Origin of the sequence: Amycolatopsis sp. CFH S0740 (genome assembly GCF_004522315.1) — a bacterium.
GTDB lineage: Bacteria > Actinomycetota > Actinomycetes > Mycobacteriales > Pseudonocardiaceae > Amycolatopsis > Amycolatopsis nivea.
Window position 1 is genome coordinate 280,733 of record NZ_SDLS01000006.1, and the last position, 23,086, is coordinate 303,818.

Sequence of the window (23,086 nt, forward strand, 5' to 3'; positions counted from 1 at the left end):
AAGGAGAGCCATGACTGAGACAACCCAGACCACGCAGACCTTGACGGAGGACCGGGTCGTCGAGGGCATCACCGGCGCGCTGGGCGCGGTGCTCGAACGCGACGTCGCCGACCTGTCGGAGGACACCCGGCTGTCCGACGCCGGCCTCGACTCGACCGGCGTGCTGGAACTGCTGATGCAGCTCGAGGACACGTTCGGCATCGAGTTCGACACCGAGAACCTGGAGATGCAGCACTTCGAATCGGTGCGTTCGCTCGCCGCGTTCGTCATCGCGGAAATCCGTGCCTGACCAGGCGTCGTGGCAGGAGTGCCGCCGCGTCGCCCGGGAGCAGGGCGTCGCGCCCGCACTCAAGCTGCTGCGGACGGGGCCCCGGAACACCGCGATCGCGGCCGTCCCGGCGGGAGAACTGCCCGCCGGGACGGAGATCCTGCGGGAAGCCGATCTTCCCGGCGGCGCGGTCGCGTTCGCCCGGGGACTGCCGGGCGCGCCCGCGGGGCCGGACCTGGTGTGGGTGCGGCTGGGGCTTTCCCAGGCGCTGCTCGACGAGTGTCTCCGGTACTTGGGCGAGCGGCGTTCGGGGGAAGAGTCGTTGCTGCGCAAGCAGATGATCCAGGACTGCCTCGCCACGGCGCTCAACGGCCAGCTCTCGGTCGAAGCGGATCTGCTGGCCGCGGGCGGGACGCTGGCTCCCGCGCGGGTGCGGTATCTGCACCACTTGCTGTCCGATGTGGACCGGAAACTGCTCGGCTTGCTGGGGGCGAAGGGTTTCCTGGCCGGTGGACCGGGTGAGGTCGCCGACGTCTCGGAGCTGCTCGCGAGCGTCCACGAAATGGCCGAGGGGACGACGTGACGGGCACTGTGCTGACCGAACCCTTGCTGGCGCTGCGAGAGCTCGCCGCCGAGTGGGCGACCGGCCTGCGTGCCGCCGGTGCGGTGCTAGACCGCGATCCCGAGGCCGTCGACCAGTTCGCTGACCTGCCCGCGGTGCGCTGCATGGCGCAGCTGCTGGTCCCGGGGGAGTACGGCTCGGAGGGCATCAACGTCGCCGGGCACCGGTTCCACGGGATGACCGCGCTGGAACGGACGGTGCTGCTGGAGGAGTTCGCCCGGGGCGACGCGGGCGCGACGCTCGCCGCACCGGGCGCGTCCATGTCCGGCGTGCTGCTCGACGTTCTCGGCGACGACGAGCAGAAAGCCTGGTTCTACGGCAGGCTCGTCGACCGTCCAACGTGGACTTTCTTCGCGCTCACCGAACCGGACGCCGGTTCCGACGCGAACGCGCTGACCACGAGCCTGACTCCGGGACCGGACGGCGACTTCGTGCTGAACGGCCGGAAACGGTATGTCGGCAACGCTTCCCGCGCAGGCATGGGCGTCGTCTTCGCCCGCACCGCGCCCGGCCCGCTCGGCGTCCGGGCGGTCCTCGTGGACACCGCTTCCCCCGGCTTCCACGCCGAACCGCTGGGCATGCTCGGATTGCGCGGCGCACGATTCTGCGCCCTCGAGTTCGACAACGTGCGGATCCCCGCGAACCGGGTCCTGGGCCGCCATCTTTCCCCGGCCAGGCGCGGGATGTGGGCCGCCACGCTGACGTTCAACCGCCTCCGCCCCGGCGTCGCGGCGATCGCCATCGGCATCGCGCGAGCGGCGCACGAGTACGTCCGGACCGAAGGCGGCCTGCTCACCGGCGGCGCGGCGGCCGAATGGGACCAGCTTGGCTACCGGATCGAGAGCGTCCGGAACCTGGTGCAGCTCGCGGCGATGGAGGTGGACGCGGGCGGCAGCCGCGGCGGGCACCTCGCCTCGTCCGCCAAAGCCGAAGCGAGCAGGCTCGCCGAGGACGCGACCAGGGCGGCCTGCCGGTTCTTCGGGCCGGGCGCGCGCTGGACGCATCCCTTGCTGGACAAGCTGATTCGCGACGCACGCGGCGTCGAATTCATGGAAGGCGCCGCGAACATCCAGAAACTCATCGTCTTCACCGGGCTGCTCGCCGGCAAAGTCGGCCAGGGCGAGTCGTTCCCGGCGCTGAACCGCGGAGGTTTGCCGTGCGGGTGATATCCGCCCCTCAGGAGTTCACCGTCCCGGATCTTTACGTCGACCTGCGCCGGTTCGTCGGCCGCGACCTGTTCGTCAAGTGCGAGGGGTTCAACTTCGCCGGGTCGATCAAGCTCAAGGCCGCGCTGGAGATCGTCGAGCGCGCCGAACGCGACGGCAGGCTGCGCCCTGGGCAGACGATCGTCGAGAGCTCGTCCGGAAACATCGGTGTCGCGCTCGCGATGGTGGCGGCCAGCCGCGGCTACCGGTTCATCTGCGTGACCGACGACCACTGCACGCTGTCCGCGCGGCAGCTGATGCAGAACTACGGCGCCGAGGTCCGCGTGCTGACCGAACCGCATCCGGTCGACGGGCTGGTCGGCGCGCGGCAGCGGCTGGTGGAGAGCCTCTGCGCGGAGCACGAGGACTACGTCTGGCTCGACCAGCACACCAACCCGGGCAACTGGACCGCGCACTACCGGACCACCGGCCCGGAGATCCTGCGCATGTTCCCCGGCCTCGACGTGCTGTTCGTCGGCACCGGCACGGCCGGGACGCTGATGGGCTGCGCCCGGTACCTGCGCGAGGCGCGCCGGTCGATCCGGGTGGTCGCGGTGGACAGCGTCGGCTCGGTGAGCTTCGGCGGCCCGCCCGGACCGCGGCAGATTCCCGGGCTCGGCTCCGCGATCCGCCCGGCGCTGCTCGACGAGTCCTTGGTGGACGACGTGGTGCACGTCGAGGAAACCGAAACCGTGGAGATGTGCCGGACGCTGGTGGGGCACGGGTTCCTGTTCGGCGGCTCGACCGGCACCGTCGTCGCCGGAGCGCTTTCCTGGCTCGCCCGCGAGGACCGCGACCTGACCGCCGTGGCCATTTCCCCGGATCTGGGCGACCACTACCTGGACACGGTCTACCGGGACCACTGGGCCGCCGACGCGCTCGGTCGCGTGCCCGGGCAGACCACCGACCGACTTTCCGAGGTGCCGCGATGACCGCTGTCGAGACCAGCCTGCCCCTGTCCACGGCCCAGACCGACGTCTGGTTCGACGAGCAGCTGTCCGGAGGCGGTCTCGCCTACGCGATGGCCGACTACCTGGACATCACCGGCGACCTGGACGTGCCGGTGTTCGTCGAGGCGTTCCGCCTGCTCACCGACGAGGCCGAATGCTTCCGCGCGCGCTTCTTCGAGGTCGACGGCGAACCGCGCCAGGTGGTCGAGCCGCTGACCGAACTGCCGGTCAGCTTCCTGGACCTGTCCGGCGAACCGGACCCCGAGGCGGCCGCGCTCGCGTGGATGCACGAGGACCTGGCCCGGCCGTTCTCGGTCAGCGATTTCCCGCTGTTCCGCGCCGCGCTGCTCACGCTCGGCCCGCGCCGGCGGTTCTGGTATCTCACCACCCACCACCTGGTGGGCGACGGGTTCAGCGCCGCGATCTGCCACCGCCGGATGGGCGAGCTGTACACGGCGGTGCTGACCGGCAAGGAGCCCGAGGGCCGTCCGCTGCCGCCGTTCCGGGACCTGCTGGAGTCCGAACTCGCCTACCAGAACTCGACGCACCTCGGCCGTGACCGCGAGTTCTGGAGCAGCCACTTCAGCACGGTCCCCGACCTGATCAGCCTGTCCGGCAAGGAACCCGCGCCTGCTCGCGGATTCCTTCGCCGCACGCTCGCCCTGCCCGCCGACGCGGCCGCCGCGGCGCGCAAGGCGGTGGCACAGGCCGGGGTGACCCTGCCGACCTTCCTGCTCGCCGCGATGGCCGCCTACACCGAGCGTCTTTCCGGGATCCAGGACCTGATGCTGACCGTCCCGGTCGCCGCCCGCGCGGGGGTCCGGACGCGGACGATCCCGGGGATGATGGCGAACTACCTGCCATTGAAAATGCAGGTCACGCCCGCGATGACGCCGCAGCTGCTGCTGAAGCAAGCTTCGCGGGAGCTCGCCCGCACGCTGAAGCACCAGCGGTATCACGTCAACCAGATCCGCCGTGACATCGGCGTGCGCAGCGACGAGCGGCGGCCGTTCGGCGGGCCCTTCGTCAACGTGCTGCCCGCGGACCCCGGGTTGCGGCTGGGCGACTGCGTGACCCGGGTGCGGAATCTGTCGACCGGGATCACGAACGACCTGTCGATCACCGTCCTCGACGAGCCCGGCGGCGGGATCGAACTGCACCTCAACGGAAATCCGGACCTCTACGACGAGTCCGGAGTGGACACTCACCTGCACCGGTTCGCCGGGTTCTTGGACCGCTTCGCGCGCGCCGATCCGGACGCGCCGCTCGCCCGCATCGATGTCGCCGACGCGCGGGAGCGCGAGGAACTGCTCGCCGCCGGGCTGGGTGCCAGTGGCCCGGTGGGTGCGGGCGTGGTGGAGCGAGTGCGCGCGCAGGCTCCGGACGCGGTGGCGGTGGTCGATGCTGCTGGTGCGGTCAGCTATGCGGACTTGGTCGGGATGGCCTCGGCGTTGTCGCGGCGGTTGTCTACCGGACGCGTGGTCGGCGTGCTCGCTGGACCGGGGAGTGGCTTCATCTCAGCGGTTCTTGGCGTGCTCGGTGCCGGTGGTGCTTACGTGCCGCTGGATCCGACGCTTCCGTTGGCGCGGTTGCGCGACCTGGTGGCGGACAGCGGCGCGGCCTGCGTGCTCGCGGCCCCGGAATTCCAGGAGCTTGCGGCAGAGCTGCCGGTGGACGTCGTGGAGCTGGACGGCACGGTCGACCCCGAGTTGGTACCGGTGGTCGGCGAGGACGACGACGTCGCGTACGTGATCTTCACGTCGGGTTCGACCGGTCGTCCGAAGGGCGCGATGGTTTCGCGGCTCGGGATGATGAACCACCTGCTGGCGAAGGTCGAAGACCTCAGGCTGGGCGCGTCGGACGTGGTCGTGCAGAACGCGCCGCTGACGTTCGACGTGTCGGTGTGGCAGATGCTCGCGCCGCTGGTGGTCGGCGGTCAGGTCCGCGTGGTGGACCGGCAGATCGCGGCGGATCCGGAGACGCTGTTCGGCTTGGGCATGTCGGTGCTGGAAGTTGTTCCGTCATTGCTCCGGGCGGCGTTGGACTTCTGGGATGCTGGTGGTCCGCCGGAGCTGGCCGGTTTGCGGTGGCTGGTGGTGACAGGCGAGGCGTTGCCGCCGGACCTGTGCGTGCGGTGGTTCGGGTACTTCCCGCAGATCCCGCTGGTGAACGCCTACGGTCCGACGGAGTGCTCGGACGACGTGACGCACGCGGTTCTGTCCAGTGTGGACGATGTGCGTGGGCTGCGGACGCCGATCGGTCTTCCGGTGCGGAACACCCGGCTGTACGTGCTGAGCGACGAACTGCGTCCGGTCCCGGCCGGTGCGGCTGGCGAACTGTACGTCGGCGGTTTGGTGGTCGGTCGCGGTTACGTGGGCGATCCGGGCAAGACGGGGTCGGTGTTCGTCGCGGACCCGTTCGGCGAGCCGGGCACGCGGATGTACCGGACCGGCGACCGCGTGGTGCGCCGCGCGGACGGGGCGCTGGAGTTTATCGAGCGCCGCGACTTCCAGGTCAAGATCCGCGGTCACCGCATCGAACTCGGCGAGATCGAGGCGACCCTGCGCGAGCTGCCCGAGATCGCGGACGCGGTCGTGGTGGTGCGCGACGACGCCGGGACCAAACGGCTCGCCGCGTACCTGGTCGGCACGGAGCCGGTCGACGTCCCGTCCGTGCGCAGCGAACTGCAGCAGCGGCTGCCGGACTACCTGGTGCCGCCCGCGATGGTCGTGCTCGACGCGATGCCGCTGACCGTCCACGGCAAGGTCGACCGGGACGCGCTGCCCGAGCCGGATTTCGCCGCCGAAGCGGTCGGCCGGTCGCCGCGCAACGCCGTCGAGGCCATCCTGTGCGACGTGCTGGCCGAGGTGCTGACGGTGCCGAAGGTCTACATCGACGACAACTTCTTCGCGCTCGGCGGCGACAGCGTCAGCTCGATCCAGGTGGTCAGCCGCGCGCGCAAGGCCGGGCTGGTCATCACCCCGCGCGACCTGCTGGAAGCCCGGACCCCGGCGGCGATCGCGGAAAACGCGGTTCCGATCGGGGACGACGTCGCTCCGGAACCCGCTGCGGCACTGGTCGAACTCGAACCGGGAGAACTTGACGAGCTGCGGGCCGGGCCGGTCGAGGAAGTGCTTCCGCTCGCGCCGTTGCAGCAGGGCATGCTTTTCCACACCGAACTCGATGCCGAGGGCGTCGATTTCTATGCCGTGCAAGCGATCGCGGACCTCGAAGGCCCCTTGGACACCGCAGCCGTCCGAGACGCCTGCGCCACGCTGCTGACCCGCCACACCGCCCTGCGCGGATATTTCCGGCGACGCCGCAACGGGGAACCGGTGCAGCTAGTCGCCGAATCGGTCGAGCTGCCGTGGACCGAAATCGACCTGACCGTGCTGCCGGAGCAGGATCGCGAGGCGGAACTGCAGCGACTGGTCGACCAGGACCGGTTGCAGCGCTTCGATTTGGCGCACCCGCCGCTGGTCCGCTTCACGCTGATCCGGGTCGCGGCCGAGCGATACCGGTTCCTGTGGAGCGCACACCACATCGCCACCGACGGCTGGTCGGTCCCCATCCTCATCGACGAACTGGCCCAGCTCTACGCGGGCGGCGCGACGACCGCGCTGCCCGAGGTGCCGCAGATGCGCGACTACCTCGCCTGGCTGTCCCGCCAGGACGAGGAGGCCGGGCGGAAAGCCTGGCAGGACCTGCTCGACGGCCTGCCCGGCCCGACTCGCGTCGCACCAGACCTGCCCGCCGCCGCGAACCTGCCCGCGACTGTCGAGTTAGCACTGTCCGAAAGCGACACTGCGCACCTCTACGCCTGGGCACGGGAACATGAGCTGACCGTCAGCACGATCGTGCAAGCCTGCTGGGCGATTCTGGTCGGCCGCTTGGCCGGGCAGCAGGACGTGGTCTTCGGCGCGGTGGCCTCCGGACGTCCCGCGGAACTGCCGGGCGTCGAAACGATGGTCGGCATGTTCGTGAACACCGTGCCGGTCCGGGCCCGTCTCGACCCGGCCCGCCCGGTCCGCGAACTGCTCGCCGAACTGGGCCAGCAACAAGCCGCCATGGTGTCCTACCAGCACATCGGGCAAGCGCAACTGAGCGGGGCCATCCCGGACAGCGGCGAACTCTTCGACACCGCAGTGGTGTTCGAGAACGTCCCCGCCGGCGACGGCGGCCCGCTGGTGATGCTCGGCGAGGACGTCCGCGTAGTCGACGCGGTCACGCTCGACTCCCGGCACTACCCGCTCAGCCTCGTCGTGGAACCGCACGCCTCGCTCGTCTTCCGCTTCGACTACCTCCGCGAGGCCTTCGGCGACGACCGCGTCCGCGATTTGGCGCAGCAGTTCCGGGCGCTGCTCGACACGGTGCTCGGCGATCCCGACCGGCTGCTCGGCCGGATCGACGTGGTGGCCGAACCGACACAGACCTTCCTGCTCGGCGCGACCGGCCCGGTCGGTGCAGGCGTGGTCGAACGGGTGCGTGCGCAGAAGCCAGACGCGGTCGCAGTGGTCGACGACTCCGGTTCGGTGACCTACGCGGACCTGGTCGGCTTGGCGTCGGCTCTTTCTCGCCGGGTGCCGCCGGGACGGGTAGCGGGCGTGCTCGCCGGTCCCGGGATCGGCTTCATCTCGGCGGTTCTCGGTGTCCTGGGCGCAGGCGGTGCTTACGTGCCGCTGGATCCGACCGTGCCGCTCGCCCGGCTGCAAGGCCTGGTGGAGGACAGCGGCGCGGCGTGCGTGATCGCGGCCCCGGAATTCCGGGAGCTCGCAGCGAACCTGCCGGTGGAGGTCATCGAGCTGGACGGCGTCATCGACACCGAGCCGACCCCGGTCGTCGGTGTGGACGACGACGTCGCGTACCTGATCTTCACCTCCGGTTCCACGGGCCGCCCCAAGGGCGCGATGGTGTCTCGCCGCGGAATGGTGAACCACCTGCTGGCCAAGGTGGAAGACCTGGCGTTGAAGCCGTCGGACGTGCTGGTGCAGAACGCGCCGCTGACGTTCGACGTCTCGGTGTGGCAGATGCTCGCCCCGCTGCTGGTCGGCGCTCAAGTCCGAGCCGTCAGCCGCGAGACCGCGGCGGATCCGGACGCATTGTTCGGCTTGGGCATGTCGGTGCTGGAAGTCGTGCCGTCACTGTTGCGAGCCGCGTTGGACTTCTGGGACGCGGGCAGCCCGCCGGACCTGACCGGTCTGCGGTGGCTGGTCGTGACCGGCGAAGCGTTGCCGCCGGACCTGTGCGTGCGCTGGTTCGGGTACTCCCCGGACATCCCGATGGTGAACGCCTACGGCCCGACGGAGTGCTCGGACGACGTCACGCACGCAGTTCTGTCCAGTGTGGACGATGCGCAGGGCCTGCGGGTGCCGATCGGTTTGCCGGTGCGGAACACCCGGCTGTACGTGCTGGGCGACGAGTTGCGTCCGGTCCCGCCCGGCGCCGCAGGCGAGCTGTACGTCGGCGGCCTGGTCGTCGGCCGCGGTTACGTGGGCGATCCGGGCAAGACGGGCTCCGTGTTCGTCGCCGACCCCTTCGGCGAACCGGGCACCCGGATGTACCGGACCGGCGACCGCGTGGTCTGCCGGGCCGATGGCGCGCTGGAGTTCGTGGAACGCCGCGACTTCCAGGTCAAGATCCGCGGACACCGCATCGAACTGGGCGAGATCGAAGCCGGTCTGCTGGCGCAGGAATCCGTCACCGACGCGGTAGTCGTCGTGCAGGGTTCCGACGCGGCCAACCGGCACCTGGTCGGTTACGTCGCGGGAACGGCCCGTCCCGAGGACCTGCAAGCTCAGCTGGCTGAGCTGCTGCCCGCGTACATGGTGCCGAGCGCGATCGTCGTACTCGGCCGGCTCCCGCTCACCGCGCACGGCAAGGTCGACCGCAAAGCGCTGCCCGCCCCGGAAAGCCTCACCGGCCAAGAAAAACGCAGCCCGCGCACCCCGGTCGAGGAACAGCTGACCTGGCTCTACGCCGAGGTGCTCGGGTTGCCCGAAGCCGGTATCGATGACGACTTCTTCGAACTCGGCGGCCATTCCCTCCTCGCCACCGCGCTGGTCAGCCGGATCCGGTCGGAACTGAACGTCGAACTGCCGCTGCGGGATCTGTTCGAAGCACGCACCGTGGCCGCGCTGGCCGGACGGCTCGCGTCGGCAGGCCAGGCACGCGCGGCGTTCCGCAAGCTGGACCGTCCCGATCCGCTGCCGTTGTCGTACGCACAACAGCGCATGTGGTTCCTGAACCGGCTCGAAGGCGACCACGGCGGATACACCATCCCTCTCGCCGTCCGGCTTTCCGGCGCGCTGGACCGCTCGGCGCTCGCCGCAGCCCTCGACGATCTGACCGCACGGCACGAAATCCTGCGCACCGTCTTCCCCGACACCGACGGCGTCCCGTTCCAGCGCGTCCTGGACGCGGGGGAGTCGCTGCGCACCGCACCGATGCCCGAGGACCTCGCCGCCGCGCTGGCCGTGGAGGTCGCCCGCGGCTTCGACCTGGCCCTCGACCTTCCGTTGCGCAGCAAACTGTTCGGCCCCGACCAGAATGGCGACCACGTCCTCCTGCTGGTGCTGCACCACATCGCCGGAGACGCCTGGTCCGTCGACGTGCTCGCCCGCGACCTCGCGACCGCCTACGAAGCACGGCTTTCCGGTTTCAGTCCACAGTGGACCGGATTGCCCGCCCAGTACGCGGACTACTCGGTCTGGCAGCACTCCCTGCTGGACGACACCAAGGACGGCGAATCCGCCCGCCTGCTGAAGCACTGGCGGGAAGCGCTCGCGGGACTTCCCGGGGAACTGGCGTTGCCGGTCGACCTGCCGCGCCGCGCTTCCGCCGGCTACCACGGCGGAACCATCGAGTTCGAGCTGTCCTCGACTGTGCACCGCAGCCTCGCACGGCTCGCGCACGAACAAGGGGCGAGCCTGTTCATGGTCGTCCAGGCCGCACTGGCCACGCTGCTCACCCGCCTGGGCGCGGGAACCGACATCCCGCTGGGCAGCCTGGTCGCCGGACGTCCGGACGAAGCCGTGCACGACCTCGTCGGCTTCTTCGTCAACACACTCGTCCTGCGCACCGACACCAGCGGCGACCCGCGCTTCACCGAACTGGTCGCGCGAGTCCGCGACGCCGACCTCGCCGCCTACGCCCACCAGGACCTGCCGTTCGAACGGTTGCTGGAGGCGACGCAACCGGCAAGGTCGATGTCGCGACAGCCGCTGTTCGGAGTGCTGCTGTCCTTCTACGACGTCCCGCCGTCCGAAGTCAGCCTCGGCAGCCTGACCGCGCGACCGGAAATGCTCGCCCCGACACACAAGAAGTTCAAGTTCGACCTGACCTTCCAGCTGGGCCAGCACAAGGGCGAGCGCGGTCTGGAAGGCACGCTCGAATACAACGCCGACGCGTTCACCGCGGAAACCGCACAGCTGCTCGTCGACCGTCTGACGCTCCTCCTGACGGCCGCCGCCGAAGACCCCGGGCAGCCGCTGAGCCGGATCGACTTGCGCACTCCAGTCGAGCGAGTCACCCCAGCGGCACCGGCTCTCGAGGTTCCCGACGGCTTGCTGGTGCCGGGGGATATTGGTCTGCGCGAGCAAGCCAACCGGCTGGCTCGGGCTTTGCAGGCGCAGGGCGCGGGTCCGGGGGAGACGGTGACCGTCGACCTGCCGCCAGGCCGCGACCGCTGGGCAGCGATCTTCGCCGTCCTCGCCATTGGCGCGGCCTGGACGACGAGCGGGCCGTCTCGGTACACCATCCCTGCGGACGTGTCCGGATTCGCCGACACCGACCTGGAGGTGTCGCTGTCCGGAGCGGAGCTGGCGTATCGCGGCGACGCGGTCTTCAGCCGAGATGCCCTGGCCGCGACCATCGCCGCTCTGCTGAAGGAATTGCCGCTCACCGCCGGCGACCGTCTCCTGGCACCGGACACCGAGTTCGCCCTGCCGGTCGTGCTCGCCGCGTTGCACGTCGGCGCGGTGGTGACCGTCGCTCCCGCCGCGGAGATCGCGGAACTCGCCTCGTCGGTGGACCCGAGCGTCGTGGTCCTGACCCCGAGCATCGCGAAAATGCTGGCGCTGCGACCGGGTACCCGGGTGGTGAACTTCGGCGAGAGCTTCCTCGACGGAGCGCTCAACTGCGAAGGCACCGCGGCCTCCGGCTGGCTGTCTCTAGTCAACGGACGCCCGTTCGCACACCGTCACGCCAACGTCCTCGACCAGAGTCGGCAGCCAGTGCCTCGCGGTGGCCGAGGAGAGCTGTACTTGGCTGACGCACCCACCGGTCTCCCCGCCCGCATCCGCTTGGACGGAACCGTCGAAGTGATTCGCGAGGCCCAGGTCCGCGGCTTCGCGGTCCCGCTCGGGCAGATCGAAGCGGCCCTGCATCGCCAACCCTCGGTCGCCGCAGCCGTCGTAATCGCCGAGAACGACGCGCTGATCGCCTATGTTGTCCCGCAATGGGAACGCGGCGTCGACCCGCTAGCCCTGCGGGAAGCGTTGGCCGCCGAACTCCCTGACTACCTGATCCCGACCGCCTTCGCGGAACTGGACACCATCCCAGTCGCTCCGGACGGTTCGCTGGACCGCTCCGCCCTGCCTGCTCCCACTGCGCAAACCAGCCAGGACGACAGCGAAACCGTCGAACTGCTGCGCACCGCGTTCGCGGAGACCCTCGGCATCGCGGACGTCGACGTCCAGACCGGGTTCTTCGAACTGGGCGGCAACAGCCTGCAATCCGTCCGCCTGGTCGCGCTGGCTCGACGAGCCGGACTCCGGCTGACGGTCGCCGACGTCCTGACCCACGGCAGCATCGAACGCCTAGCCGCACTCACCGAACGAGCCGAACCAGATCTGGCGGACCTGCCGGACCCGTTCGCGCCGGTGCTGCCGATCCGGCCGACCGGAACGAAGCCGCCGCTGTTCTGCCTGCACGCCGGACTCGGCCTGAGCCTGCCTTACCTCGGGCTGGCCGCGCACCTGCCGGACCGGCCGATCTACGGGCTGCAATCGCCGGGAATCAGCGGGGCCGAACAGTTCCCGGACTCGGTCGAGCAGGTCGCCGAGGACTATCTGAAGCACATCCGCCGCCTTCAGCCGCACGGCCCGTACCACCTGCTCGGCTGGTCCTACGGCGGTCTGCTTGCCTTCGAGATCGCGGTACGCCTGGAGGCCGAAGGCGAAACCGTCGGCTCACTGTCCATCTTGGACAGTTACCCGCAGGACGGGACCGAAGCCGCACTGTCTCGGCACGAACTGCTCGTCGACTTCCTGGAGCACGTCGGCTTCCACGACACCGAAGCCGGTATCGAGCTGACCCCGGCCGACGTCATCGCCGTGCTGCGGCAGGGAGACAGCCGGCTGGCCGACATCGGCGAGGACCGCATGACACGCGTCCTAGCCGTGATGGACAACAACGCCGCGCTAGCCCACCGGTACCGCCCGACGCGGTTCACCGGCGCAGTGGAACTGTTCGTCGCCGCCGAAGGCCTGACCGACGCCGAGGTAGCCGAACGAGCAGGCCGCTGGGTGCCGCACGTGTCCGGTCCAGTGCGGGCGCACCGGATCGAGTGCGGGCACGAATACCTGATGGATCCCGGGCCGCAGGCGGAGATCGGCACCGCGACGGCCGGAACGCTGGCGAGCAACGAGGAGTCGCAGTGACCACAATGACCACCCCGGCGAACACTCCGCGGGCAGCGGCGCTCGTCGAGACATTCGCACTGGCGGGTCGCCGGTTGACCCACCTGCGCAAGGTGCCGGGCAGGCTCCTCGCGATCACGCTGAATTCGCTGATCACCATGCTCGCCATCGGCTATGTCTTCAAAGGCGCGGTGAGCGTCGAAGGCGGCGGCAGCTATCCGGAGTTCCTGTTCCCGGCCGCGCTCATGCAGGTGGGCCTAGCCGGCGTCGCACCGACCGCGATCGCGGTGGCGATGGATCTCAAGGGCGGCCTGACCGACCGGTTCCGCTCGCTGCCGATCTCCCGTCCCGCCGTGCTGTTCGGCCACACCATCGGCGACGCGCTGGTCGGCTTCGTCGCGCTGGCGATCGTCGCCGGGATCGGACTGGCGGTCGGCGGCCGCGTGCACGCCGGGTTCCCCGCGCTGCTCGCCGGATTGGCCGTGCTCGCGCTGTTCCTCTACGTGATGATCTGGGTCGGCGTGCTGCTCGGGCTGACCATGGGCAATCCCGAATCCATCGACGGCGTCGGCGCGGTGCTGACGCTCGGGCTTTCCTTCCTCTCCAACGCGTTCATGGCGGTCAGCCAGCTGCCGTCGTGGGTCCGGCCGATCGCCGAATGGAATCCGGTCAGCTCCGTCACCACGCTGTGCCGCCAGCTGTGGGGCGTGCCGGTGCCCGCGGACAGTTCGTTCCCCGCCCAGCATCCCGGCGTCGTCGTCGCGGTGACGCTGGTCGTCCTCTTCGCCGCGGCGACCCTGCTGAGCTTCCGCCGTTACCGCCTCGCCTAACCGATCCGGAGTACGCAATGACAAACCCGTTCGACGACCAGAACGGCGCTTTCCTCGTCCTGGTCAACGACGCCCGGCAGTACAGTCTTTGGCCCTCCTTCGCGGAAGTCCCGCCCGGCTGGCGGGTTTCGCTCGGGGAGAGCAGCCGCGAAGAAGCCCTCGCGCACATTTCGGGCCACTGGACCGATCTGTCGCCCGAGAACATCCGGGAAGCAGGCTGACATGACACCGCACGGAGAACTCGCGATCGAAGCCGAAGGGCTCCGCAAACGCTACGGCGACCACGAAGCGCTCGCCGGCGTCGACCTCGCCGTCCCGCCCGGCACGGTGCTGGGCTTGCTCGGTCCCAACGGCGCGGGCAAAACCACCACCGTCCGGATGCTCGCGACCCTGCTCCCGCCGGACGGCGGCCGCGCGCTGGTCGCCGGGCACGACATCGTGCGGGAACGCAAACAGGTCCAGCGGCACATCGCCCTCGCGGGCCAGTACGCCGCCGTGGACGAACTGTTGACCGGCCGCCAGAACCTGGTGCTGCTGGGCCGTCTTCTGCACCTCGGCCGCCGCGGAGCACGCGCCCGCGCGGGAGAACTGCTGGAACGGTTCAACCTCGCCGAGGCGGCCGACCGAGCGGTCGGGACGTACTCCGGCGGGATGCGCCGCCGCCTGGACCTCGCGACCTGTCTCGTGGCGCGTCCGTCGGTGCTCTTCCTGGACGAACCGACCACGGGACTCGACCCGGCGAGCCGGATGGGCTTGTGGACGATGGTCCGCGAGCTGGTCGGCGAAGGCGTCACGGTCCTGCTCACCACGCAATACCTCGAGGAAGCCGACTACCTCGCCGACCGGATCGTGGTCATCGACAAGGGCCGGAGCGTCGCGGAAGGAACCGCGGACGAGCTCAAGCGCAAGGTCGGCCGGGAACGGCTGGAAGTCGCTGTCGCCCACCCAGAAGGCCTCGCGGACGCGGTGGCGGCGCTGACGCCGGTCGCGGTGGGCGTCCCGGTCGTGGACGAACGCCGGTGCAGCATCTCGCTCGAACTGCTCGACGAGAGCGGCGGGATCGCCGCGGCGGCGAACGCGTTGCACGAACGCGGCGTCGCACTGGCGGACTTCGCGCTCCGCAGGCCGACTCTCGACGAAGCCTTCCTCGACCTCACCGGACACCCGACCACGGGGTGATTCCCCGGTTCACTTTCGCGCAGCCCCCGGCCCGGTCCGCCGCCACCAGCGGACCGGGCCGGCTAGCGAGAGCAGCAAGGGCAGCAGTACCAGCCGGATCACCAGCACGTCGATCGCCAGCGCCGCCGCGGCTGCCCAGCCGAACTCGCTCAGCTCGCCGCTGCCGGCGATCCCGAGCGCGCTGAAGACCCCGATCGACACCACGCTGGCACTGGAGATCGCCACGGTGCCGCGGCGCAGACCCTCCGCGAGCACGTGCTGCGGCGACATCCCGGTCAGCGCCTCGACTCGGAAGTGGTGCAGCAGGCAGACATGCATGTCGGTCGTGGGCGCGGCGAGCACCGCTACGAGCGCCACCGGCAGCCAGGCCGGGGTCGGCGGGTTCATGCAGGTGAGCATGGTCAGCGCGAAAAGCGCGGACAGTACTGAAAGCACCGCGGTCGTCAGCGCGACCACGAACGGCCGGAAAGCCGTGATCACCGCCAACGACGTCAGCCCGATCAGCAACGCCAACGGCAACGGCGGCAGCGTCGGCGATTCGAGGTAGCGGTAGACGACGTAGCCGAGCGCCGCGGCAGTGCAGGCCAGCGCGCCGATGAGTCCCGCTGCGGTGCGGTAACGCCAGCTCGCGGGCAGGCGGGCGACGAACCGGGGCAGCCAGTGCCACTGGAACGACCTCTTCACCGGAAGCGCGATCCGGGTCAGCAGCACCGGAAGCAAGGTCAGCGCCGCGGCGGCTTCCACCAGGATGACCAGGACCACGGCCGCCGCCAACCGCATGACCTGCGGCTCGCCGGTCAGATACAGCCCGGTCATCGCGGAAAGCATCGCGAGCCCGGTGACGAGCGCGGTCCGTCCGGCGGTCGAGGCGACGATCTGCGCGGTGTCGGACGCGTCGTGCTTGCCCGGCGGCATCTCCTGCTGCCTGCGGACCGCGAACAGCAGATGGTTGGCGGCGCTCGTGATGCCGGGCAGGAGAACGAGGTTCCAGCTGCCGAACGAACCCGTTCCTTCGGCGACCGCCGTCAGCACGCCGAGCGCGCCTGCCCCGACGGTCGCGAGGTAGCCGAACGCGATCGCGGCCAGCCGCGGCGAACCCAGCACCAGCACCAGCAGCAGCGCGGTGAGCAGGCAGCCGACCCCGAGGACGGAACCGGCGGGCGCCGCGGAGCTGCCGGCCGGGGCGGCGAGGTCTTCGCTCGCCGCCCCGACCAGGAACAGCAGCCACGCGCACAGCACCGGGCCGGGGTGTCCGGCACACCAGCGCGCGAGACGGAGCAGAGGTAGCGTTCGCAATGCCGAACTCCTTGGGCCGCTTCAGGCCTCCCGCCGCGCAGGCGGCAAGCCGGACGGTCTAAGGATGGCTCCTCGTGATCGTGCGCACACTGGGCGTGGCACCTCGATTTCGAGTGGTACTAGCTCCCGAGCGCGGCGGGCGGGGCGAGCGCCGCGTCTCCGTAGAGGTCGGCCACCCACTGGTCGTGGTAGACCGTGTCCAGGTAGCGGTCGCCGAGATCGGGGGAGACCGCCACCGCGGTGAGGCTTTCGCCGTGCTCGTGCCGGTCGAGCCAGTGCAGCGCCCCGGCGACGACGGTGCCGGTCGAGCCGCCGAACAGGAACCCGGCCCGGACGAGCCTGCGGCACATCCGCACGGTCGCGAGTTCCGGCACGTGCACCACATCGTCCACATAGGACTCGTCGAGCAGCGCCGGCCGGACGCCGGTGCCGAGACCGGGGATCATTCGCGGGGCGGCCGGGGTTCCGAAGGTCACCGAACCCACGGTGTCGATGGCCACCACGCGCATTCCGGGACAGTGTTCGCGCAGGTAGCGCGCGCACCCCATCAGCGTGCCGGTCGTGCCCGCTCCGATGAACGCCACGTCGGCACCGGGGAACGAGTTCGCGATCTGCGGTCCGGTGGTGCGGTAGTGCGCCTGCCAGTTTCCCGCGTTCGCGTACTGGTTGAGCCACACCCGGTCGTCGCCCTCGGCGCACAGCCGCCGCACGTGCGCGATCCGCGCGCCGAGCAGCCCGTCTTTCGGATGCGGTTCGGTGATCACGTGCACCTCGGCGCCAAGCGTTTGCATCAGCTGCCGGGCGCCGAGGGTGCAGCGGGAATCGGTGACACAGATGAACCGGTAACCCCGGCTGGTGGCGACGAGGCTCAGCGCCACCCCGAGGTTGCCCGACGAACTCTCCACGAGGGTCGCGCCGGGCCTCAGCGTGCCGTCCAGTTCGGCGGCGTCGATCATCTCTTTCGCTGCTTTGATCTTGATCGAACCAGCGAAGTTGAAGCCCTCGCACTTGAGGTAGAGCGATCGCCCTGTACACCCGCTCAGGTCGACGAACAGGTCGTCGACGTTGAACTCGTGCGGACTGGTGATGATCGGCATCAGCGCCGGCCGTAGCGGTCGAGTTCGAAGAAGAAGTCGCCGACCTCGTGCAGTTCGCCGCGGCGGCGCAGTTCGTCCAGGACGTGCTTGCCGACCGCGAGGTCCAGCACGCCGAGACCGAACGGCGAGAACACCAGCGGCCGGTCGGCGTCCAGGGCGAGTGCCCCGGTCATCACGTCGAACAGGGTGCCGTCGAGGAAGTCGCGGCCGCCGGTGGCCTGTTCGGCCAGGTGCACCGAGGTGTTGGCCTTGAGGCAGTGCTCGACGTCGTCGACCACGTTGGCCGAAGCCAGGACGACCTCGGTGGACAGGTCGCGCAGGGAAACGTTCAGCACGAGCGGGTTGTGGCCGAACCAGGCCGGATCGTGCACGTGCGGTTCCGCGGCCACGGTGGCGAACACGATCAGGTCGCTGCCGCGGATCAGCTCCTCGGCGCTCTCGCGCACCGAGATCCCGCTCGCGCCGGTGCCCTCCAGATAGCCCCGGAAGCCGGCGGCGTGCTCGGCGGAGAGGTCGAACACCGCGGTCTCGTCGAAGTCCCAGCCGGTGCCGAGCAGGAACCGGTGCACGTAACGCGCGATGAGCCCGGTGCCGACGAACCCGAGCCGCCGCGGCCGTTCGCCCCGGCGGCTGAGCCAGTCGGCCGCCAGCGCCGCCGACGCCGCGGTCCGGCTCGCGCTGATGATCGAGCTTTCCATGCAGGCCAGCGGGTACCCGGTCGCCTGGTCGTTGAGGATCAGCACGGCCGAGGCGCGCGGCAGCCCGGTGCGGACGTTCTCCGGGAAACTGGAGATCCACTTGACCCCGTCCACCGCGACCTCCCCGCCGACCGAGGCGGGCAGCGCGATGATGCGCGCGGACGGCCGGTCCGGGAACCGGAGGAAGTAGGAGGGCGGGTTGACGGTCGCCTGCTGCCCGTGCAGCCGGTAGGCCGCCTCGATCAGTTCGGCCAGCTGCTTCTCGGCGCCGTCGAGCACCTGGTGCACCTGTGCTCCGGACACGACGGCGAACTCCGGAACGGTAGCGGTTTCGGTCACAGAACTTCCTTATTCTTCGGCTGGGCGGAAACGGGGGCTAGTCCGGGCAGTCGCCGGGGTTCCCCGCGCGGACCTGCGGCCACGCCCCGGGTCCCCGGCATGGGGATCAGTCCTGCTGCAGGACGGCCAGCGCGCGTTCGACCCGCGCGTCGATCCGGTCGACCTCGGCGGCCGAATCCCCGATGAGCACGCCGTAGAGGCGGCCGGCGAACGGCGCCCCGTCCGCGGTCTGCGCGCCGGCGTTGACGGTGGCGAAGTTGTTCACCAGCAGGCCGCTGCCCGCACCGTCGAAAAGCAGCTCGCCGAGCACGTCGCGGACCCGGTCGAAACCGACGCTGGCGCCGAGCCGCAGCGAGTAGTGCCGGGCCATCGCGGTCTCGCCCGCGGTGACGAAGCGTTCCTGGATCGGCACCTGATAGGTGGACATGTTGTTGCGGGCGTTGATTTCCAGCACCGGGAAGACGCCGCCGTCCGGTTCGACGATCGCGTCCACACCGACGACGCCGTAGTAGCCGTCGGCGGCGAGCTGCCCGCCGAGCGCCTGCGCCGCGGCCCGGATGGTCTCCAGCTGCGCCTCGTCCAGCCGCGGCGGGATCCGGTGTCCTTTGTGGACGCCGTTCTCGGTGATCAGCTCCTTGACGAAGTCGAAGTGCACCGACCCGTCGCGGCTCACAGTGAACTGGTAGTTGAGGTCGGCGCGCTTGTCGACCCACTCCTCGATGACGAACGCGATCCGGTCCCGGCCGTTGCGGCGGGCGGTCGCGGAGATCATCCGGCGCAACCGGTCGAGCCTGCGTTCGTCGGAGACCACCGAGATTCCCTTGCCGGAAACCCCGAACGCCTCCTTGACGACGACCTTCCGTCCGGTGGCGAGCACGGCCCCCGCCGCGGTGACGGCCTCGTCGAGCAGTTCGAGCGTGTCGCAGGCCCAGCCGTTCGGCTGCCGCAACCCGAGCTTCGTCGCGACGCGGCGGCTGTAGATCTTGCTGTTCACCGCCTTGCACCGAGCCGCGTCCGGAGCGGCCAGCGGCAACCCCGTCGCAGTGGACAGTTCTTCCTCCACCGCGGAGACACCGTGCGCGAGCAGATGCGCTTCGTCGGTGCGCAACGCGGAGAGCGCGGCGATCAGCCATGGATCGTGCAGCGCGTCCTGGCTGACCGTGCGCGCCGGATCCGGGTCCGCGATCACGTGGATCTGCGGCAGGTCGAGACCGAGGCCTTCCAGATAGCTGCGGTAACCGGGGTCCGGCGCGTGCTTGAGCACCACGTGGTCCCTTTTCCCGCCCAGCAGCAACGCGAACTCGTCCATGCTGTTGACGACCGCCATGCCGCCCGGGGCGGACACCCGGGGCAGCCCCTGCTCGTCGACCGCCCACTGCTCTTCGACCTCGAAGTTGCCGACGAACACCAGCGGGCGGTCGGCCGTGCCCAGAACCGCGGTCTTGAGCCGCGGGATGAAACCGTTGTCGGCGCTCATGACGTCCTTTCGCCAGCGCACGGATAGGACGCGGCACGCGCTGCCAGCGCTGCCGCGGGAAAGCACAGCTAGACGACGAAGCCGCCGTCGACCTCGAAGACGCTGCCGGTGATGTAGGAAGCGCGGTCGGAAACCAGGAACGACACCAGGTCCGCGACTTCTTCGGGCGTGCCGAACCGGCGCAGCGGGACGGCCCGCAGCATCTTCTCGCGGGTTGCTTCGCTGAGTTTGCCGAGCATGTCGGTCTCGATCAGGCCCGGCGCGACGGAATTGACCCGCACCCCGTACCGGCCGACTTCCTTGGCCAGCGCCTTGGTGAAGCCGAGCACGCCGCTCTTGGCCGCCGAGTAGTTGGTCTGCGTCGGATTGCCGTGCACGCCGGACACCGAGGACAACGTCACGACGCTTCCGGCGCGGCGTTTGATCATCCGGAACACGGCGGGTCGGCACGCGTGGAAAACACCGTCCAGGTTGGTGCGCAGGACACTCGACCAGTCCGGTTCGGACATCAGCGCGAGCGAACCGTCCCGGGTGATCCCGGCCGAGGTGACCAGCGCGTCCGGCGCGCCGAACTCGTCGGCCGTGCGCTCCACCCACGCCGTGACCGCCTCGCCGTCAGCGACGTCGACCTGGCTCGCTTCGACGCGCACACCCAGGTCGAGGACTTCCTTGACGAGAACGTCGGCCGCGGTTTGGTTGCTGTGATAGCAGAACGCGACGTCGAACCCGTCCTGCGCCAGGCGGAGCACGACCGCCCGGCCGATCCCGCGGGAACCGCCGGTCACGAGCGCGGTTCTGCTCATCGCGCACCGCCGAGCTGCAGCAGCGCGCAGGCCACCGAACCGTCGTCATCGCAAGCGGTGACGACGATGTGGTCCTGTTCGCCGTGGTCTGCTCCGTCGGCGATGCTGAGCACCGACGCCAAGCCGAACAACGCGGTCGCCGCCGAGGTGTCGCCGATGAGATCCACCGGCGGCACGCGATCGGTCACTTCGTCGCCGAACAACTGCCGCAGCGTCGCGTCCTCGGGACGGTCCGCCCCCGCGGGAAAGCCGCTCCCGACTGCCGCCCACACGCGGTCCGCGTTGACGCCAGACCGGTTCAACAGCGAGGTCACGGTGGCGTGCAAGGTTCCGGCGAGGTCCCCGTCGAGGCAGATCCGCGAGTCGATGCCGGTCAGCGTCGCCAGCACGCTGCGCGGATCGGCCGAGTCCGCCGGTTCGAGCAGGAACATCGCACAGCCTTCGCCGAGCGTCGCCGCCCCGCCGCGCCGGTGGTGTTCAAGCCAGGACCGCGCGTCGGAATGCTCCTCGGCCGCACCGCACAACACCTGAGCCGCTCGTTCGGTCATCAGCAGCCGGCGAGCGTAGTTCAACGCCTGCAATCCGGTGGTGCGTCCGGCGGCGATCGTCGCGTTGGGTCCCTTGAGCCCGTGCCAGATCGCGGCCTGCCCGGCCGCGCAGTTCATCACGGTGCCGGGAACCGCGGCGGGTTCGACGTGGTCGGGCTGTTCGCCGGTGATCGACGCGCGGGTCAGGTCCATCATGCTCTGCGCACTGCCGGTCGTGGTGCCGAGCACGAAACCGATGTGCTCGCGGTCGCCGTCCGGGGCCAGTTCCATGTCGGCGAGCAGCTGCTGCGCGGCCGCGACGGTCAGTCCGCTGACCCGGTTCATCGCCCGGGTCTTCTTACGCCCGAACATCTCGCGCACGTCGAAACTGGGCACGACCGCCGCGGGATCACCGGGTCCCGCGGTTTCGAGGGCGGGCTCGCGCCGGGACCGAACGCCGTCGGCGAACGCTTCCCGGCCGTAGCCGAAGGGGGAAATGGCGGTCCAGGCCGAGATGACCGGACGGCGCCGAGCCGGTGCGGTCACCGTACGGCCTCCTCTCGGGGTTGCCGCTCGTACCGGCCGAGCAGGACCACGGCGTTGTTGCCGCCGAAGGCCCAGCCGTTGTTCTGCACGATGTCGAGGTCGGCGTCGACGGATTCGTTGGGCACGCAGTCCACCGGGCAGTCCGGGTCGGTGTCGCGGTGGTTGATGGTGGGCGGGATGAACTGCTCGGTGAGCGCGATCGAACAGCCGATCGCGGCCAGCGCGCTCGCCGCGCCCATCGAGTGCCCCAGCATCGATTTCATCGACACGGTGCGCGGCGGCGTCGGCCCGAACAGGTCGCGGATCGCCGCGGATTCGGTCATGTCGTTGGCTTTGGTCCCGGTCCCGTGCGCGGAGATCAGGTCGATCTCGGCGGGTTTGACCCCGGCGTCGGCCAGCGCGAGTTCCATGCAGCGGGCGATCCCGGCCTGATGCGGCGCCACCGGATGGTGCGCGTCGCAGGACATGCCGTACCCCAGCACTTCCGCGTAGATCCGCGCCCCGCGGGCGAGCGCGGAGTCGAGGCTCTCCAGCAGAAGAATGCCCGCGCCCTCGCCGGTGAGGATGCCCATCCGGTTGCGGTCGAACGGACGGCAGCAGTCCGGCGCGATGCTGCGCAACCGGTAGAACGAGGTGAACGTCTTGCGGCACAGCGCATCCGCGCCGCCACAGAGAGCGAACTCGGCGTCCCCGCACCGGATCGCGTCGAGCGAGTTGCCGATGGCGTAGTTCCCCGCCGAACACGCCGTCGCGATGGTCCCGGTCTCGACGTCGGTCAGTTCAAGTTCGCGCGCGATCGACGTGGCCAGCCGGCCCGCGGAAGTCCGGCGCACCAGCTTCGGGTCAAGCCCGGCCAGCCCGGCGGAGAGTTCCTGTGCTACCAGACCGTCGAGTTCGTGCGCTTCGCCGTCGGTGCTGCCCACCGAGACGAGCGTGCGCGCGGCGCGCAGGGTTTCCAGCGGCAGCCCCGAATCCTCGACGGCGAGGCGGGCGGCCGCGGTGGAAAACCGGCTCGCCCGGCCGAGATCGGCGGGGTCGAGCGTGCGGATCCACCGGGAAGGCTCGAAGTCGGCGACCTCGCAGCCGTTGTCGTGGGCGAACCCGGTGGTGTCGAACACCGAGATCGGCCGGACGTTGCTGCGCCCGGCGCGCAGGGCGGAGGTGAACTCCCGGACCCCGATCCCGATGCTCGACACGACACCGCATCCGGTGATGACCACCCGGCGTCCGATACTGGTCGGCTGCGACATGTCGGCTACCAGCTCGCGGATTCCGAGACGACCTCGTACACCGCGCGCAGGTTGGTCATCCGGGCGAACTGCGCCTGGTCGATCGTGACGCCGAACTTCTTCTCCAGCGCGGCCAGCACGTCCATCAGCGACAGCGAATCCGCCTCGTGGTCGTCGGCGAAATCGCTGGTTTCGGTGAGCTCCGCGTCGTCGAGCTCGAGATGCGTGCAGACGATCTCGCGGATCTGCTGCATGCGTTCGGAGACGGCTGTCGTCATGGGGGTCACTCCCGATCGTCAGGGACCGTTACAAGGGATTCGGCCCGAAAACTAGCGGCGAGCGGTGACACCCTTCTGACAGCGCCCTGACGCGACGCCCCCGT

General features: G+C 70.0%; 16 protein-coding genes. 8 read left to right on the forward strand and 8 right to left on the reverse strand.

All coding sequences use genetic code 11. The features are described 5' to 3' along the window. Positions 1-10: 10 nt before the first annotated feature. Genes EIZ45_RS13765 through EIZ45_RS13800 form a run of 8 tightly spaced genes read left to right on the forward strand, consistent with a single transcriptional unit; the run spans position 11 to position 14,692 of the window. Entirely contained in the window at positions 11-289 is a 279-nt protein-coding gene (locus tag EIZ45_RS13765) for an acyl carrier protein (protein ID WP_134663258.1), read from the forward strand. Further along, entirely contained in the window at positions 282-851 is a 570-nt protein-coding gene (locus tag EIZ45_RS13770; RefSeq protein ID WP_134663257.1) for a DUF2786 domain-containing protein, read from the forward strand. The genes EIZ45_RS13765 and EIZ45_RS13770 overlap by 8 nt, the downstream gene beginning before the upstream one ends. Then, positions 848-2,056, forward strand: coding sequence for an acyl-CoA dehydrogenase family protein (locus EIZ45_RS13775; RefSeq protein WP_134663256.1), 1,209 nt, complete (start codon positions 848-850; stop codon positions 2,054-2,056). The genes EIZ45_RS13770 and EIZ45_RS13775 overlap by 4 nt, the downstream gene beginning before the upstream one ends. Next, positions 2,047-3,027, forward strand: a complete 981-nt coding sequence (gene sbnA, locus EIZ45_RS13780; protein ID WP_051728886.1) for a 2,3-diaminopropionate biosynthesis protein SbnA — start codon at positions 2,047-2,049, stop codon at positions 3,025-3,027. Before EIZ45_RS13775 ends, sbnA (EIZ45_RS13780) begins: the two co-directional genes overlap by 10 nt. Continuing rightward, entirely contained in the window at positions 3,024-12,704 is a 9,681-nt protein-coding gene (locus EIZ45_RS13785) for a non-ribosomal peptide synthetase (RefSeq protein WP_134663255.1), read from the forward strand. The genes sbnA (EIZ45_RS13780) and EIZ45_RS13785 overlap by 4 nt, the downstream gene beginning before the upstream one ends. Before the next feature lie 5 nt (positions 12,705-12,709). Next, positions 12,710-13,513, forward strand: a complete 804-nt coding sequence (locus EIZ45_RS13790) for an ABC transporter permease (RefSeq protein WP_043839323.1) — start codon at positions 12,710-12,712, stop codon at positions 13,511-13,513. Between the two features lie 17 nt (positions 13,514-13,530). Beyond that, positions 13,531-13,734: an MbtH family protein gene (locus tag EIZ45_RS13795; protein ID WP_037812019.1), complete on the forward strand. Its 204-nt coding sequence runs from the start codon at positions 13,531-13,533 to the stop codon at positions 13,732-13,734. Position 13,735: 1 nt separating this feature from the next. Further along, positions 13,736-14,692, forward strand: a complete 957-nt coding sequence (locus EIZ45_RS13800) for an ATP-binding cassette domain-containing protein (protein WP_134663254.1) — start codon at positions 13,736-13,738, stop codon at positions 14,690-14,692. Between the two features lie 9 nt (positions 14,693-14,701). On the opposite strand, the gene EIZ45_RS13805 is transcribed toward EIZ45_RS13800, so the two are convergent. The 8 genes from EIZ45_RS13805 to EIZ45_RS13840 form a co-directional block, all read right to left on the reverse strand. Further along, the gene (locus EIZ45_RS13805; RefSeq protein WP_134663253.1) at positions 14,702-15,988 is read right to left on the reverse strand and encodes an MMPL family transporter; all 1,287 of its coding nucleotides are present in this window, start codon (positions 15,986-15,988) and stop codon (positions 14,702-14,704) included. Positions 15,989-16,107: 119 nt separating this feature from the next. Further along, positions 16,108-17,085, reverse strand: a complete 978-nt coding sequence (sbnA, locus tag EIZ45_RS13810) for a 2,3-diaminopropionate biosynthesis protein SbnA (protein ID WP_134663252.1) — start codon at positions 17,083-17,085, stop codon at positions 16,108-16,110. After that, the gene (sbnB, locus tag EIZ45_RS13815) at positions 17,085-18,122 is read right to left on the reverse strand and encodes a 2,3-diaminopropionate biosynthesis protein SbnB (protein ID WP_037812013.1); all 1,038 of its coding nucleotides are present in this window, start codon (positions 18,120-18,122) and stop codon (positions 17,085-17,087) included. Before sbnB ends, sbnA (EIZ45_RS13810) begins: the two co-directional genes overlap by 1 nt. Positions 18,123-18,228: 106 nt before the next feature. Next, positions 18,229-19,599, reverse strand: coding sequence for an ATP-grasp domain-containing protein (locus EIZ45_RS13820; RefSeq protein WP_134663251.1), 1,371 nt, complete (start codon positions 19,597-19,599; stop codon positions 18,229-18,231). A 68-nt stretch (positions 19,600-19,667) separates the two neighbouring features. Beyond that, positions 19,668-20,402 (reverse strand): 3-oxoacyl-[acyl-carrier-protein] reductase, encoded by a 735-nt coding sequence (gene fabG / locus EIZ45_RS13825; RefSeq protein WP_134663250.1) that lies wholly within the window; start codon positions 20,400-20,402, stop codon positions 19,668-19,670. Further along, a complete protein-coding gene (locus tag EIZ45_RS13830) occupies positions 20,399-21,475 on the reverse strand; it encodes a beta-ketoacyl synthase N-terminal-like domain-containing protein (RefSeq protein ID WP_134663249.1) in 1,077 nt (358 codons plus the stop codon). The genes fabG and EIZ45_RS13830 overlap by 4 nt, the downstream gene beginning before the upstream one ends. Beyond that, entirely contained in the window at positions 21,472-22,725 is a 1,254-nt protein-coding gene (locus tag EIZ45_RS13835) for a beta-ketoacyl synthase (protein ID WP_134663248.1), read from the reverse strand. Before EIZ45_RS13835 ends, EIZ45_RS13830 begins: the two co-directional genes overlap by 4 nt. 5 nt (positions 22,726-22,730) lie before the next feature. Then, positions 22,731-22,982: an acyl carrier protein gene (locus tag EIZ45_RS13840; RefSeq protein ID WP_037812007.1), complete on the reverse strand. Its 252-nt coding sequence runs from the start codon at positions 22,980-22,982 to the stop codon at positions 22,731-22,733. Positions 22,983-23,086 lie beyond the last annotated feature (104 nt).